Source organism: Planosporangium mesophilum (assembly GCF_016863255.1).
GTDB classification, from domain to species: Bacteria; Actinomycetota; Actinomycetes; order Mycobacteriales; family Micromonosporaceae; genus Planosporangium; species Planosporangium mesophilum.
Map to the genome: position 1 here is coordinate 68,271 of NZ_BOON01000010.1, position 13,178 is coordinate 81,448.

The following is a 13,178-nucleotide window of genomic DNA, read 5'->3' on the forward strand; positions in this document are numbered from 1 at the left end:
CTACGGCTTCTCCGCGACGAAGATCGCCGTACCGGGGAAGACGCGCCCCCGCAGCGGGCTCCACTGGCCCCAGATCTGCTCGTGCCCCTCGGGCCACTCCGGCTCGATCAGGTCGGTGAGCACGAAGCCGGCCGCGACCAGCTCCCGGATCCGGTCGCCGAGCGTGCGGTGGTGCTCGACGTAGGTCGCCGCGCCGGACTCGTCGTACTCCACGTACGGCGTGCGGTTGAAGTACGAGTGGACCGCGACCAGGCCGCCCTCGGTCGGGTCGTCGAGGAAGATCCAACGCATGGGGTGGGTGACGGAGAAGACCCACCGGCCGCCGGGGCGAAGCACGCGGAACACCTCGCCCATCAGCCGCGCCGAGTCGTCGACGAACGGTACCGCGCCGAAAGCGGTGCATACGGTGTCGAAACCCTCGGAGTCGAACGGGAGGGCGAGGGCGTCGCACTGCACCAGCGGTACCCGTACCCCCGATTTTTCGGCGGCCTGGCGGGCGTGCCGCAGCATCCCGGTGGACAGGTCGGCCGCCACCACCCGGGCGCCCTGCGTCGCCAGCCAGCGCGCGGCCGCGGCCGCGCCGCACCCGATCTCGAGGATCCGCCGGCCGGCGACGTCGCCCAGGAGGCGCGCGTCGGCCTCACGGAGCCCCTCGGGGCACCAGACGAAGTCCACGTCGCCTAGGAACTCGCCATGTTCGGCCTGGTAGGCGTCCGCATCAGCGTCCCACCAGCCACGATTGGCCCTTCGATTCTCGCCGGAGGTCACCGACCGCCGGGTCACACCCGCATCGCTCACGGCCGACCACGGTACGTGGTTATGCGCTCAACAAAAAAGATCGGGCAGATTCTTGCGGCGGGTGCGGGGGACCGTTGGACCATGTGGTATTGCGCACGGTAGGCTGTTCGATGCACTCGTGGGCCGCGTGTCTCGGCAGGGAGCAGACCCGCTAGTCGTCAACACAACCGGTCCTTCCTCTGGATGGCCGGGTCGTGGTCGGTGACGGGTCCTCGAGCGCACCGCAGGTCACCGCCTGACACCCATCCGACCGGAGCAACAACCCACATGACGAGCAGCATCGAGGCCACCTCGAGCGCACCCGCCGCTACCACCAGCGGCACCAAGGTCACCATCGACGACCTCGGCTCGGAGGAAGCCTTCCTCGCCGCGATCGACGAGACCATCAAGTACTTCAACGACGGCGACATTGTCGAAGGCACCGTCGTGAAGGTCGATCGGGACGAGGTCCTGCTCGACATCGGCTACAAGACCGAGGGCGTCATCCCCTCGCGCGAGTTGTCGATCAAGCACGACGTCGACCCCGCCGAAGTTGTGACGGTCGGTGATCACATCGAGGCCCTGGTTCTCCAGAAGGAGGACAAGGAGGGCCGCCTGATCCTCTCGAAGAAGCGGGCGCAGTACGAGCGCGCGTGGGGCACGATCGAGAAGATCAAGGAAGAGGACGGCGTCGTCCGCGGCTCCGTCATCGAGGTGGTCAAGGGTGGCCTCATCCTCGACATCGGGCTGCGCGGCTTCCTGCCCGCCTCGCTGGTCGAGATGCGTCGGGTCCGCGACCTCCAGCCGTACGTGGGGCGTGAGCTCGAGGCGAAGATCATTGAGCTGGACAAGAACCGCAACAACGTGGTGCTGTCCCGCCGGGCCTACCTCGAGCAGACCCAGTCCGAGGTTCGCAGCGAGTTCCTGCACAAGCTGCAGAAGGGACAGGTCCGCAAGGGCGTCGTCTCCTCGATCGTCAACTTCGGTGCGTTCGTGGACCTCGGCGGCGTCGACGGCCTGGTGCACGTCTCCGAGCTGTCCTGGAAGCACATCGACCACCCCTCCGAGGTCGTCGAGGTGGGCCAGGAGGTCGAGGTCGAGGTGCTCGACGTCGACCTGGAGCGCGAGCGGGTCTCGCTGTCGCTGAAGGCGACGCAGGAGGACCCGTGGCGGCAGTTCGCCCGTACCCACGCGATCCAGCAGATCGTCCCGGGTAAGGTCACCAAGCTGGTTCCGTTCGGTGCGTTCGTGCGCGTCGACGACGGCATCGAGGGCCTGGTGCACATCTCCGAGCTGGCCGAGCGCCACGTCGAGATCCCCGAGCAGGTCGTGCAGGTCGGCTCCGAGGTCATGGTCAAGGTGATCGACATCGACCTGGAGCGCCGGCGGATCTCGCTGTCGCTCAAGCAGGCCAACGAGGGCTTCGTCGAGGGCGAGGAGCACTTCGACCCGACCCTCTACGGCATGGCGGCCACGTACGACCAGCAGGGCAACTACATCTACCCCGAGGGCTTCGACCCGGAGACGGGCGAGTGGCTCGAGGGCTTCGACAAGCAGCGCGAGGAGTGGGAGCGGCAGTACGCCGAGGCCCGCCAGCGCTGGGAGGCCCACACCAAGCAGGTGCAGACGGCCCGCCAGGCCGAGGCCACTGCCGAGGCGGCGCCCGCCGGCCCGGCCTCGTCGACGACCCCGGCTCCGGCCCGGGCCGCCGAGGAGCCGAGCGGCACCCTCGCCACCGACGAGGCGCTCGCGGCCCTGCGCGAGAAGCTCGCGGGCGGCAAGAGCTGACCTTCGGGCGCGATCGCGACTGAAGTCACGTCAGCGGCCCCGGACCGGTTCGCCGGTCCGGGGCCGCTTCGTATCTACCATCCGGGGTCCGGGTGACCGGGTCCGGGCGGCTTCACGGCGGCCGTGCCGGTGGCTCTACGGGGCCGGGTCGGCTGCGCCGGTCAGGGGCCGACCATCCCGGCGACCGCGGCGGCGCCGGACGCGGCGTACCACCCGCTGACCAGGACCGTGCCGGTGACCATCAGGATCCCCAGCAGCATCGCGACCTCGGCGCCCAGCCGTAACGGCGATACCGGCGCCGCGTGCCGGGTCACGTCGCGACGGATGAGCCGGGCGCGTACCGGGCGTAGGTGCCGGCAGTACTTCAGTCCGGGGCGGCCCAGTCGGTGACGGCCGACTCGGGGCCGCGCGTGGACCACGCCGATCGGATGAGTCCGGTACGTACCCGCGGCTGTCATCGTTCACCCTTTCGTCGGCGCCTGATCAAACCCTAGCGACCATGTAGCGGACAGTGTTCATGCCACGCCGATGAGTAGTCACGTACTCTCTGTCGGGTGCTGATGGTTGGACTCACCGGTGGGATCGGCGCGGGCAAGAGCGCGGTCGCCCGCCGCCTCGCGGAGCTCGGCGCGGTCGTGATCGACGCCGACCGGCTGGCCAGGGAGGCCGTCGCCCCGGGCTCGGCGGGGCTGGCCGAGGTCGTCGACCTCTTCGGGTCGCAGGTGCTGGCCGCCGACGGCTCGCTGGACCGCGCCGCGGTCGCCGCCCGGGTATTCGGCGACGACGCCGCGCGCCGGGCGCTGGAGGCGATCATTCACCCCCGGGTACGGGCCCGGACGGCGGAACTGGTCGTCGCGGCGGCCCCGGACGCGGTCGTGGTCAACGACGTACCCCTGCTTGTCGAGGCGGGGCTCGCCGGGGCGTACGAGGTGGTCATCGTCGTCCTCGCCGACGAGGAGACCCGGGTCGCCCGGCTGGTGTCCGACCGGGGGATGACCCCGGAGGAGGCCCATGCCCGGATCCGCGCCCAGGCCAGCGACGAGCAACGGCGGGCGGTCGCCGACGTGGTCATCGTCAACGACGGCACCCTGGACGAACTGCGGGACCAGGTCGACGCGGTATGGCGGGAGCGCCTCAAAGCGGCGTGACGGCGGCAGCGCCCGCGATGTGGGCACCTGACGCATGACACCGCCACGTGTCCACGGTCCACACGGTGCGGCGCTCGCGGCGGCCGGTCAGCGCACTGGGCGCGACCGCATCGGTGCGCCTCACCGGCTGGGCCGGGGCTGCAGACCGTGCGTCGGGGGACGGACCCTATTGGAGGCCCATCAGCGTCCCGATCGGCCGCCGCGAGCGGCCTACGTACCGACGTTAACCTGGTGATCTTCCGCACACAATCGCAATACTGAATTCGCGCGAATGCCGAGGGTTTCCCGGCTCGGACGGCGGGCGCGACGCCCCTCGCCGGTCCGGGGGAACAGCGGCCGGGGCGGCGGGTCGACGCCGGTCGGGACGGCGAGTCGGCGCCGGTCGGGACGGCGGGCCGCCTCCGCGGGCCGAACCCGAAATCTTGTCCTACCCCCGACGTACCGTTGTGCCATGACTCTCGACATTCCCCGCTCCGATGGTCGCTTCGAGGTCGTGAGTGAATACCGACCCTCCGGCGATCAGCCCGCGGCGATCGACGGGCTGGAGAGCTGGGTGCGCCGAGGTGATCGACACGTGGTCCTGCTCGGCGCGACGGGCACGGGCAAGAGCGCGACGACGGCGTGGCTGATCGAGCGGCTGCAGCGGCCGACGCTCATCCTTGCGCCCAACAAGACGCTCTGCGCCCAGCTGGCCAAGGAGTTCCGGGAGCTGATGCCGCACAACGCGGTGGAGTACTTCGTCAGTTACTACGACTACTACCAGCCCGAGGCGTACATCCCGCAGACCGACACCTACATCGAGAAGGACTCCTCGATCAACGAGGAGGTCGAGCGGCTGCGCCACTCCGCCACGATGAGCCTGCTGACCCGACGGGACGTCGTCGTGGTCGCCACCGTGTCCGCGATCTACGGCCTGGGCACGCCGCAGGAGTACCTGGAGCGGGCGGTGAAGGTCCGCGTCGGCGAGGAGATCGAGCGTGACAAGCTGCTGCGCCGCCTCGTCGACGTGCAGTACCAGCGCAACGACCTCGCGTTCAACCGGGGCACGTTCCGGGTCCGCGGTGACACGCTGGAGATCATCCCGGCGTACGAGGAGCTCGCGATCCGCATCGAGTTCTTCGGTGACGAGATCGAGCGGCTGTCCTACCTGCACCCGCTCACCGGCGACGAGCTGCGGCAGACCGACGAACTGCTGATCTTCCCGGCCACCCACTACGCGGCCGGCCCGGAGCGGATGGAGCGGGCGATCCGCGACATCGAGGCGGAGCTGGCAGAGCGGCTGGAGGAGCTGGAGCGCCAGGGCAACCTGCTGGAGGCCCAGCGGCTGAGGATGCGCACCTCGTACGACATCGAGATGATGCGCCAGGTCGGGTTCTGCTCCGGCATCGAGAACTACTCCCGGCACATCGACGGTCGGGCCGCCGGCAGCGCCCCGCACTGTCTGCTCGACTACTTCCCGGACGACTTCCTGACCGTCATCGACGAGTCACACAACACCGTGCCGCAGATCGGCGGGATGTACGAGGGGGATGCCTCGCGCAAGCGGACCCTGGTCGAGCACGGGTTCCGGTTGCCCAGCGCGATGGACAACCGCCCGCTGCGGTTCGACGAGTTCACCGACCGGGTCGGCCAGGTGCTCTACCTGTCGGCCACGCCCGGCCCGTACGAGCTGGGCAAGACCCAGGGGGAGTACGTCGAGCAGGTCATCCGACCGACCGGGCTGATCGACCCCGAGGTGGTCGTGAAACCCACCAAGGGCCAGATCGACGACCTGATGCACGAGATCTCGGTCAGGACCGAGCGCGACGAGCGGGTCCTGGTCACCACGCTGACCAAGAAGATGGCCGAGGACCTCACCGACTACCTGCTCGAACACGGCATCCGGGTACGGTACCTGCACTCCGAGGTGGACACGCTGCGCCGCGTCGAGCTGCTCAAGGAGCTGCGGCGCGGCGACTACGACGTCCTCGTCGGCATCAACCTGCTGCGGGAGGGCCTGGACCTGCCCGAGGTGAGCCTGGTGGCGATCCTCGACGCGGACAAGGAGGGCTTCCTGCGCTCCGGTACCAGCCTGGTGCAGACCATCGGCCGCGCCGCGCGAAACGTCTCCGGCCAGGTCATCATGTACGCCGACAAGGTGACCCCGTCGATGGCGCACGCGATCGACGAGACCAATCGGCGGCGGGCCAAGCAGGTCGCGTACAACGAGGCCAACGGCATCGACCCGCAGCCGCTGCGCAAGAAGATCCACGACATCCTGGATGACATCTACCGGGAGTCGGAGGACGCCCAGGAGCTGGTCGGCGGTGGCGGAAGGCAGATGAGCCGGGGCAAGGCGTCCGTTCCCGAGACCCGTTCGCGCCGCAAGGCCGCGACGCCGTCGCGGGAGGGGATGGCCCGAGCCGACCTCGCCCAGCTCATCCAGGACCTCAACGACCAGATGCTGGGGGCGGCCCGCGAGCTTCAGTTCGAGCTGGCCGCCCGCATCCGTGACGAGATCAGCGAGCTGAAGAAGGAGCTGCGGGGCATGGACGTCGCGGGAGTTCGCTGACCGCCCCCGAGGGGAGGCTCAGGCTGGTACGTCGGTGAAGTGCTCCACCCGGGGCGCGCCGTCGAAGTACGGGCCGATCAGGCCGCGCCACTGGGTGAAGCGCTCGGTGGCGCGGAAGTTGTCGAGGTGCGCGTCGACCGAGTCCCACTCGACGAGCAGCACGAAGCGGGTCGGCGTCTCGATACCCCGGGTCATCCGCACCGACCGGCAGCCGGGCGTGGTCGCCAGTACCTGCCTGGCCTTCGCGTACGCCGCGGCGAACTCGTCCTCGCGGCCTTCCTGCACGTCGATCAACCCGACCTCGATCACCATGCCGGCAAGCGTGCCACGCACGGGGGTACGGGCTGACGGCGGGGCAGGTACTGTGCGCCGCCCGACTGACCTGCTCACCTGCCACGAGGGGTGCCGTTCGCGGACGACGGCCGGCGACACGCCGATCTGATCTTTTTGGGACCCGCTCGCGGTAGCGGGGCTTCGTGGGGGAGAATGGGTCCACGAGGAGGGGAGTATTCCCTCGCGACGACGTCGTCAACACGGCTGCCTCGGTCTTCGGGCCATCGGGCGCCCGGCGTCGCCGGTCGCCGGCCAACGGCGGCGGAAGAGACCTCCGGAGACACCAACTGCATAGCGTCGCGCGCCGGGTTCACCCGGTGGCGCCGCTGTGTGTGTGCCTACCGGAGGACATACGTATGAACGTCGCTGGCTCGGTCTGGGCTATCACTCTCGTGGCCCTCGGCGCCCTGATGCTGTTCGACCTCGCGATCGTCGGCCGCCGCCCACACGAGCCCTCGCTGCGTGAATGCGCCCTCTGGATCACGTTCTACGTCGGCCTCGCGGCCGCGTTCGGCCTGGGACTGTGGGCGGTCGTGGGCCCCGAGTACGCCGGGCAGTTCTTCGCCGGCTGGGTGACCGAGTACAGCCTCTCGGTCGACAACCTGTTCGTCTTCGTGATCATCATGGCCCGGTTCGCGGTGCCGCGCAGCGCCCAGCAGAAGGTGCTGCTCGTCGGCATCGTGCTGGCCCTGCTGATGCGAGGCGTGTTCATCGCGATCGGCGCCGCCGCGATCAGCCGGTTCGAGTGGGTCTTCTACCTGTTCGGGGCATTCCTCGTGTACACCGCCGTCAAACTCGCGACCGGTGGTGGCGACGACCAGGACGAGTTCAAGGAGAACCCGGTCATCCGGTGGACGCGCCGGGTCCTGCCGATGTCGGACCGGTACAACAACGCCCACCTGACCATGGTGGTCGGCGGCCGTCGGCTGCTCACCCCGATCCTGCTCGTGATGATCGCGATCGGCACGACCGACCTGATCTTCGCGCTCGACTCGATTCCGGCGATCTTCGGTCTGACCCAGGAGCCCTACCTGGTCTTCACCGCGAACGTGTTCGCGCTGATGGGGCTGCGGCAGCTGTACTTCCTGCTCGGCGGCCTGCTCAACCGGCTCGTCTACCTGTCGGTGGGGCTGTCGCTGGTGCTCGGCTTCATCGGGGTGAAGCTGGTCCTGGAGGCGCTGCACAACAACAACGTCCCGTTCATCAACGGCGGGCATCATGTGGCGTGGGCGCCGCAGATCTCGATCGAGCTGTCGCTCGCGGTCATCCTCGGTACGCTCGCCGTCACCACGGTCGCCAGCCTGCTGAAGTCGCGCCGGGTCGCCCGCCGGGCGCTCGTCGGGGCCGCCGCCGCGCCGGAGCCCGTACCCGCGGCACACGACCGGGAGCCCGACCGCGACCGCGTCGCCGACTGACCGCGACGGGTCCCGGCCACCGACGGTAGCCACCCGGCCTACGCTGGGCCGGATGCCTGCGTCGCGACCCGCCACCGACCCCACCGCGCCGGCTCACCCGGTACCCTCGCCACGGCGGGGCGCCGGGCTGAGCCTGCCCCGCTACGCCGGGCTGGCCGCCACCACGCTCATGGCGCTGCTGTCCTGGACCGTCGGTGCCCTGCCCTGGCAGCATCCGCGCCAACTGGCGGCGGCGGCGCCGCTCGTGAGTGGGCCGGCCTGGCACCGGTTGGGGCTCGGGCTGTGGGCGGTCGCGGCGGCGGTCCTGGTGGCGGCCTGGTGGCTGATGGGCCGGGAGGCGCGCGCGGGCCGTACGGGGCCCGGCGCGGTGGTCCTCACCGCGCTCCTCTGGGCCCTGCCGCTGCTGTTCGCGGCCCCGCTGGCCAGCCATGACGTGTACTCGTACGCCTGCCAGGGGCAGGCCTACCTGGCCGGGGCCGACCCGTACCGGGTGGGGCCGGCGAGCCTGCCGTGCCGGTGGCTGACCGCCGTACCGCCGATCTGGCGCGACCAGCCGGCCCCGTACGGGCCGGTCGCCGTCGGGGTCAGCGCGGCCGCCGCCGCGTACGGCTCGCTGCTGGCCGCCCTGGCGGTGCTGCGACTGGCCGCCGTGGCCGGCCTGGCGCTGGTCGCGGCGGGGCTGCCCGTACTCGCGCGTCGCTGCGGCGCCGACCCGGCCACCGCGCTCTGGCTGGGGCTGGCCAACCCGGTGGTACTGGTACACCTGATCGGCGGTGCCCACCACGACGCGCTGATGGCGGGCCTGGTCGTGGCCGGGCTCGCGCTCGCCGCCCGCGGCCGGATCGTCGCCGGCGCCGCCGCCGTCGGCCTGGCCGTCGCGGTGAAGGCCACCGCCGTCGTCGTACTCCCGTTCGTCGTCCTGCTGGGGGTGGCGGCCGGGCGCCGCTGGCCGCGCGCCGTCGTCACGGTCGGCGCCGCGGCCGGAGCCACCTTCGCCGCGGTCACGCTCGCCGCCGGCCTGGACGTCGGCTGGGCGACCGCGCTGCCCGTCTCCCACCAGCCGGTGTCCTGGATGTCGCCGCCGAGTGCGGTCGGTGCGGTCCTGGGTGCGCCGGCTTCGTTCTTCACCCGGCACGACACGATCGGCGCGACGGTCGAGGCGGCGCGGGCGGTCGCGCTCTACGCGCTGCTGCCCGCCGCGTTCGTCGTGGTGTGGAGGCGGGCCGCCCGCGCGGGCGGGGTCCGGGCCGCCGTCACCGGCGCCGGCGTGGCGCTGGCCGCCACGGTCGTCCTGGCGCCGGTGGTCTACCCCTGGTACGCGGCGACCCCGGCGGCGGTGCTGGCCGCGGCAGCGGGCCCGAGACTGCTGCGCGGCACCGCGGTGGTCGTGGCGGCGCTGAGCGTCGTGGTGCTGTCCAACAGCCTGAACCTCGCCATCGTCACCCGCTGGCCGGGCGCGGTCGTCGAGGTGGCCGCCCTCGGCGCGCTGGCGGTGTGGGCGCTGCGCCACCGGCGCCGAATGGCGCCGCGCCGCAGACGCGAAACGGCCGGCGCCACCCGGAAGGGGTGACACCGGCCGCTTCTTGGGATCAGTCGGCCTGGACCGAAGATCAGTTGGAGCGCTGCTGGCGGCGGAAGATCCGCTCGCGCTCCTTCTGGTCGAGGTGCACCTTGCGGATGCGCACGGCCTCCGGGGTGATCTCCACGCACTCGTCCTCGCGGCAGAACTCCAGGGCCTGCTCGAGCGACAGCTTGCGCGGCGGGATCAGCTTCTCGGTTTCGTCGCTGGTGGACGCGCGCATGTTGGTGAGCTTCTTCTCCTTGGTGATGTTGACGTCCATGTCGTCGGCGCGGGAGTTCTCGCCGACGATCATGCCCTCGTACACCTCGGTGGTCGGCTCGACGAACATCGTGCCGCGCTCCTGGAGGTTCATCATGGCGAACGGGGTGGCCACCCCGGCCCGGTCGGCGACCAGCGAGCCGTTCGCCCGGGTGCGCAGTTCGCCGAACCACGGCTCGTACGACTCGAAGACGTGGTGCAGGATGCCGGTGCCACGGGTGTCGGTGAGGAACTCGGTACGGAAGCCGATCAGGCCGCGTGCCGGGACCAGCCACTCCATCCGGATCCAGCCGGTGCCGTGGTTGATCAACTGCTCCATGCGCCCCTTGCGGGTGGCCAGCAGTTGGGTGATCGCGCCGAGGTACTCCTCGGGCGAGTCGATGGTCAGCCGCTCGACCGGCTCGCAGGTCTTGCCGTCGATCTCGCGGGTGACGACCTGCGGCTTGCCGACGGTCAGCTCGTAGCCCTCGCGGCGCATCTGCTCGACCAGGATGGCCAGCGCCAGCTCACCACGGCCCTGGACCTCCCAGGCGTCCGGGCGCTCGGTCGGCAGGATGCGCAGCGAGACGTTGCCGATCAGCTCCCGGTCGAGGCGGTCCTTGACCAGCCGCGCGGTCACCTTGGCGCCCTTGACCCGGCCGGCGAGGGGCGAGGTGTTGGTGCCGATGGTCATGGAGATGGCCGGCTCGTCGACGGTGATCCGCGGCAGCGCCTGCGGGTTCTCCGGGTCGGCGAGGGTGTCACCGATCATGATCTCCGGGATGCCGGCGACGGCGATGATGTCGCCCGGCCCCGCCTCCTCGGCCGGCTTGCGCTCCAGAGCCTCGGTCATGAGCAGCTCGGAGATGCGTACCCGCTCGACTGCGCCGTCCTCGCGCATCCAGGCCACGGTCTGGCCCTTGCGGATGGTGCCCTCGTGCACCCGGCACAGCGCGAGCCGGCCCAGGAACGGCGAGGCGTCCAGGTTGGTCACGTGGGCCTGCAGCGGCGAGCCCTCGTGGTGGGAGGGCGCCGGGATCGTGTCCAGCAGCGTCTGGAACAGCGGCTGCAGGTTGTCGGAGTCCGGCTGGCCGCCGTTCTCCGGCTGGTTGAGCGACGCCTGTCCGTCCCGCGCACAGGCGTACACGATGGGGAAGTCGATCTGCGCCTCGTCCGCGTCAAGGTCGAGGAAGAGCTCGTACGTGTCGTCGACGACCTCTTTGATCCGGGCGTCGGGACGGTCGACCTTGTTGATGACGAGGATGATCGGCAGCCGGGCCTTGAGCGCCTTGCGCAGCACGAACCGGGTCTGGGGGAGCGGGCCCTCGCTCGCGTCGACGAGCAGGATGACGCCGTCCACCATGGTGAGGCCACGCTCGACCTCGCCGCCGAAGTCGGCGTGGCCGGGGGTGTCGATGATGTTGATGGTGACGTCCTCGCCGTCCGGCCGGTGGTACCGGACCGCGGTGTTCTTGGCGAGGATCGTGATGCCCTTCTCCCGCTCCAGGTCCATGGAGTCCATGACCCGGTCGGCCATCTCGGCCCGGGAGTGCCATGCGCCGGACTGCCGTAGCATGGCGTCGACCAGGGTGGTCTTACCGTGGTCGACGTGGGCGACGATTGCGACGTTGCGGAGATCGGAGCGGGTCTGCATAGGTCGTATAGTCCTGAGTGTGATCACCGGCCGACGCCGGGGCGGATTGCGCCGTCCGGGCCGCGGGGAGGATCACCGGACCGGTTGCGGACAACGCGCTGACTGCGTCAACGGTAGCCTGTTGACGTACTGTAATCGGAACAGCATCGATCATGAGGCTATTCCGCCTGCGTTACCGCCGGTCGGAGGCGTGCGAACGGGGTGGTGAACCCCGTTCACCACCCCGTTCACAGTGACGACGGACCGTCAGCCCGGCCATTCCCCGGTCAGCTTGCGGACGCCGGCCGCGCCGCCGCGGTCAACCGCGGCCTTCACGACGGCGAAGATCGCGCCCTGGATCGCGGCCGCGGCCAGTACCTCCGCCCAGCCGTACTCCTCGGAGGTGGCGTCGGGCGCGTCCTCCTCCCCGGCGACCAGCTTCCAGACCTGCTTGAACACCATGCCGGCCAGGACGCCACCCGCCACACCGAAGGCCAGACCGAGCGGCTTGTACAGGACCTTGTTCAACGACTGCTCCTCCTCCACTGCACCAGCAGTACGATCAACGCCGCTGCGCCGGCCGCCACGAGGTACGGCACCGGGTTACGGCGCACCGCCGTGCCGGTACGGGTGACCAGGTGCTGCGCCCGCTCCGGCGCCTCCACCAGCCCCTCCCGCAGCCGGGCCTTCGCGCCGTCGGCGGTCTCCTGCAGCCGGGCCTTCACGTCGACCTTGGCTGCCAGAGCCTGGACGGTCTCGCCGAGTTCGGCGCGGGTCTGCGCGATGTCCGCGCGCAACTCGTCCACGTCGGCCGGACCGTTGTGCGACACCTCCGCGCCGTCCCGCGCGCCCGGCGTCGTCATCGATGTCCCCTCTCCTTGACCGCCTCAGTCACGGTGTCGATGTCCTCGCGCAGGCTGTGCACGGTGCGCTTGGGCACCGGCGGAGTCGCCTTGCGGATCCGGGCACGCCCGACCAGCGCCATGCCACCGGCGATGAAGAGCAGTACGACCCCGACGATCAGCGTGGCCAGCCAGGCGGGCATCACCAGGGCGAGCAGGAGCACCACCGTTGTCAGAAGCGCGGCCCCGCCGTACAGAGCCACGACGCCGGCGGCGCCGAGCATGCCCGCGCCGATCCCGGCCTGCTTGCCCTTGGCCGTGAGCTCGGCCTGCGCCAGTCGCAGTTCATCGCGGACCAGGTGCGAAATCTGTTCCGATGCCAACTTCACCAGTTCGGCTGTGGAGCGGCCATCGGCGCGCTGCGCTGCCCGCTCTCGGTTGATCACGTCCGTCATCGTCGCTCCTCTCGGCGCACTACCTGATGTTTCCCCGTGGTGGCGTGCGCTAATCCCCGAATGTGACAGGCCCGGGCGGGGTATACGTCATGGTCAGTTGCCGTGACGGGAGGACAGTGATGGATGTGAGGTACCACGAGACGCCCGACGATGTGGCCCGGCCGGGGCTGGGGGTCGACCCCGCGGCACTGAGCACGGACGACCTGCTTCGGGAGCTGCGCAGGCTGCACGACACCAGGCATCTGACGTTCCGCCACGGGTCGGAGGACGCGCTGACCAACCACGACCGGCGCACGTCCGAGCTGGAGCGGGAGTACCTCCGGCGCTTTCCCGAGCGGGAGGTCGACCCGCAGCGACTGCGGGACCTGTGAACAACCTGCGACCGCGCTGACAACGCCCGCCGCGGTGACCTCCGTC

12 protein-coding genes and 1 pseudogene are annotated in these 13,178 nt (G+C 70.5%); 6 read left to right on the plus strand and 7 right to left on the minus strand.

The annotated features are described in order from the left end of the window. A complete protein-coding gene (locus Pme01_RS06275) occupies positions 1-798 on the minus strand; it encodes a class I SAM-dependent methyltransferase (RefSeq protein ID WP_168114745.1) in 798 nt (265 codons plus the stop codon). 267 nt (positions 799-1,065) lie between these two features. Between Pme01_RS06275 and rpsA the strand changes: the two genes are divergently transcribed. Beyond that, a complete protein-coding gene (gene rpsA / locus Pme01_RS06280; RefSeq protein WP_168114746.1) occupies positions 1,066-2,565 on the plus strand; it encodes a 30S ribosomal protein S1 in 1,500 nt (499 codons plus the stop codon). Between the two features lie 161 nt (positions 2,566-2,726). On the opposite strand, the gene Pme01_RS06285 is transcribed toward rpsA, so the two are convergent. Next, positions 2,727-3,023 carry a hypothetical protein gene (locus Pme01_RS06285; protein WP_168114747.1) on the minus strand — a complete coding sequence of 99 codons (297 nt, stop codon included), beginning with the start codon at positions 3,021-3,023 and terminating at the stop codon, positions 2,727-2,729. A 96-nt stretch (positions 3,024-3,119) separates the two neighbouring features. Here Pme01_RS06285 and coaE point away from each other — a divergent pair. Then, positions 3,120-3,701, plus strand: a pseudogene (gene coaE / locus Pme01_RS06290) (dephospho-CoA kinase); the annotation flags it as partial. A 463-nt stretch (positions 3,702-4,164) separates the two neighbouring features. Further along, the gene (gene uvrB, locus Pme01_RS06295; RefSeq protein ID WP_168114749.1) at positions 4,165-6,264 is read left to right on the plus strand and encodes an excinuclease ABC subunit UvrB; all 2,100 of its coding nucleotides are present in this window, start codon (positions 4,165-4,167) and stop codon (positions 6,262-6,264) included. 18 nt (positions 6,265-6,282) lie between these two features. Here the strand turns inward: uvrB and Pme01_RS06300 are convergent, their stop codons facing one another. Continuing rightward, complete coding sequence (locus Pme01_RS06300) at positions 6,283-6,576, minus strand: antibiotic biosynthesis monooxygenase family protein (protein WP_168114750.1); 294 nt, start codon at positions 6,574-6,576, stop codon at positions 6,283-6,285. A gap of 377 nt (positions 6,577-6,953) precedes the next feature. Here Pme01_RS06300 and Pme01_RS06305 point away from each other — a divergent pair, with 377 nt between their 5' ends. Continuing rightward, on the plus strand, positions 6,954-8,012 hold the full coding sequence (locus tag Pme01_RS06305; protein ID WP_168114751.1) for a TerC family protein: 1,059 nt from the start codon (positions 6,954-6,956) through the stop codon (positions 8,010-8,012). Positions 8,013-8,064: 52 nt separating this feature from the next. Continuing rightward, positions 8,065-9,582, plus strand: a complete 1,518-nt coding sequence (gene mptB / locus Pme01_RS06310) for a polyprenol phosphomannose-dependent alpha 1,6 mannosyltransferase MptB (protein WP_168114752.1) — start codon at positions 8,065-8,067, stop codon at positions 9,580-9,582. Between the two features lie 40 nt (positions 9,583-9,622). Here mptB and typA read toward each other — a convergent pair whose 3' ends face one another. The 4 genes from typA to Pme01_RS06330 all read right to left on the minus strand — a co-directional run bounded on the left by typA (position 9,623) and on the right by Pme01_RS06330 (position 12,761). Then, positions 9,623-11,485, minus strand: coding sequence for a translational GTPase TypA (typA, locus tag Pme01_RS06315; RefSeq protein ID WP_168114753.1), 1,863 nt, complete (start codon positions 11,483-11,485; stop codon positions 9,623-9,625). Between the two features lie 246 nt (positions 11,486-11,731). Continuing rightward, positions 11,732-11,992: a DUF4235 domain-containing protein gene (locus Pme01_RS06320; RefSeq protein ID WP_168114754.1), complete on the minus strand. Its 261-nt coding sequence runs from the start codon at positions 11,990-11,992 to the stop codon at positions 11,732-11,734. After that, positions 11,989-12,327, minus strand: coding sequence for a DUF3618 domain-containing protein (locus tag Pme01_RS06325; protein ID WP_168114755.1), 339 nt, complete (start codon positions 12,325-12,327; stop codon positions 11,989-11,991). The genes Pme01_RS06320 and Pme01_RS06325 overlap by 4 nt, the downstream gene beginning before the upstream one ends. Then, positions 12,324-12,761, minus strand: coding sequence for a phage holin family protein (locus Pme01_RS06330; RefSeq protein WP_168114756.1), 438 nt, complete (start codon positions 12,759-12,761; stop codon positions 12,324-12,326). The genes Pme01_RS06325 and Pme01_RS06330 overlap by 4 nt, the downstream gene beginning before the upstream one ends. A gap of 119 nt (positions 12,762-12,880) precedes the next feature. Here Pme01_RS06330 and Pme01_RS06335 point away from each other — a divergent pair, with 119 nt between their 5' ends. Then, positions 12,881-13,132: a DUF6158 family protein gene (locus Pme01_RS06335; RefSeq protein ID WP_168114757.1), complete on the plus strand. Its 252-nt coding sequence runs from the start codon at positions 12,881-12,883 to the stop codon at positions 13,130-13,132. Positions 13,133-13,178 lie beyond the last annotated feature (46 nt).

Excerpts from the sequence above, each read along its gene's own strand:
- Pme01_RS06300 (WP_168114750.1), bottom strand. The coding sequence starts at position 6,576 with ATGGTGATCGAGGTCGGGTTGATCGACGTGCAGGAAGGCCGCGAGGAC.
- Pme01_RS06325 (WP_168114755.1), bottom strand. The coding sequence starts at position 12,327 with ATGACGACGCCGGGCGCGCGGGACGGCGCGGAGGTGTCGCACAACGGT.
- Pme01_RS06305 (WP_168114751.1), top strand. The coding sequence starts at position 6,954 with ATGAACGTCGCTGGCTCGGTCTGGGCTATCACTCTCGTGGCCCTCGGC.
- rpsA (WP_168114746.1), top strand. The coding sequence starts at position 1,066 with ATGACGAGCAGCATCGAGGCCACCTCGAGCGCACCCGCCGCTACCACC.
- mptB (WP_168114752.1), top strand. The coding sequence starts at position 8,065 with ATGCCTGCGTCGCGACCCGCCACCGACCCCACCGCGCCGGCTCACCCG.
- typA (WP_168114753.1), bottom strand. The coding sequence starts at position 11,485 with ATGCAGACCCGCTCCGATCTCCGCAACGTCGCAATCGTCGCCCACGTC.
- uvrB (WP_168114749.1), top strand. The coding sequence starts at position 4,165 with ATGACTCTCGACATTCCCCGCTCCGATGGTCGCTTCGAGGTCGTGAGT.
- Pme01_RS06330 (WP_168114756.1), bottom strand. The coding sequence starts at position 12,761 with ATGACGGACGTGATCAACCGAGAGCGGGCAGCGCAGCGCGCCGATGGC.
- Pme01_RS06335 (WP_168114757.1), top strand. The coding sequence starts at position 12,881 with ATGGATGTGAGGTACCACGAGACGCCCGACGATGTGGCCCGGCCGGGG.
- Pme01_RS06285 (WP_168114747.1), bottom strand. The coding sequence starts at position 3,023 with ATGACAGCCGCGGGTACGTACCGGACTCATCCGATCGGCGTGGTCCAC.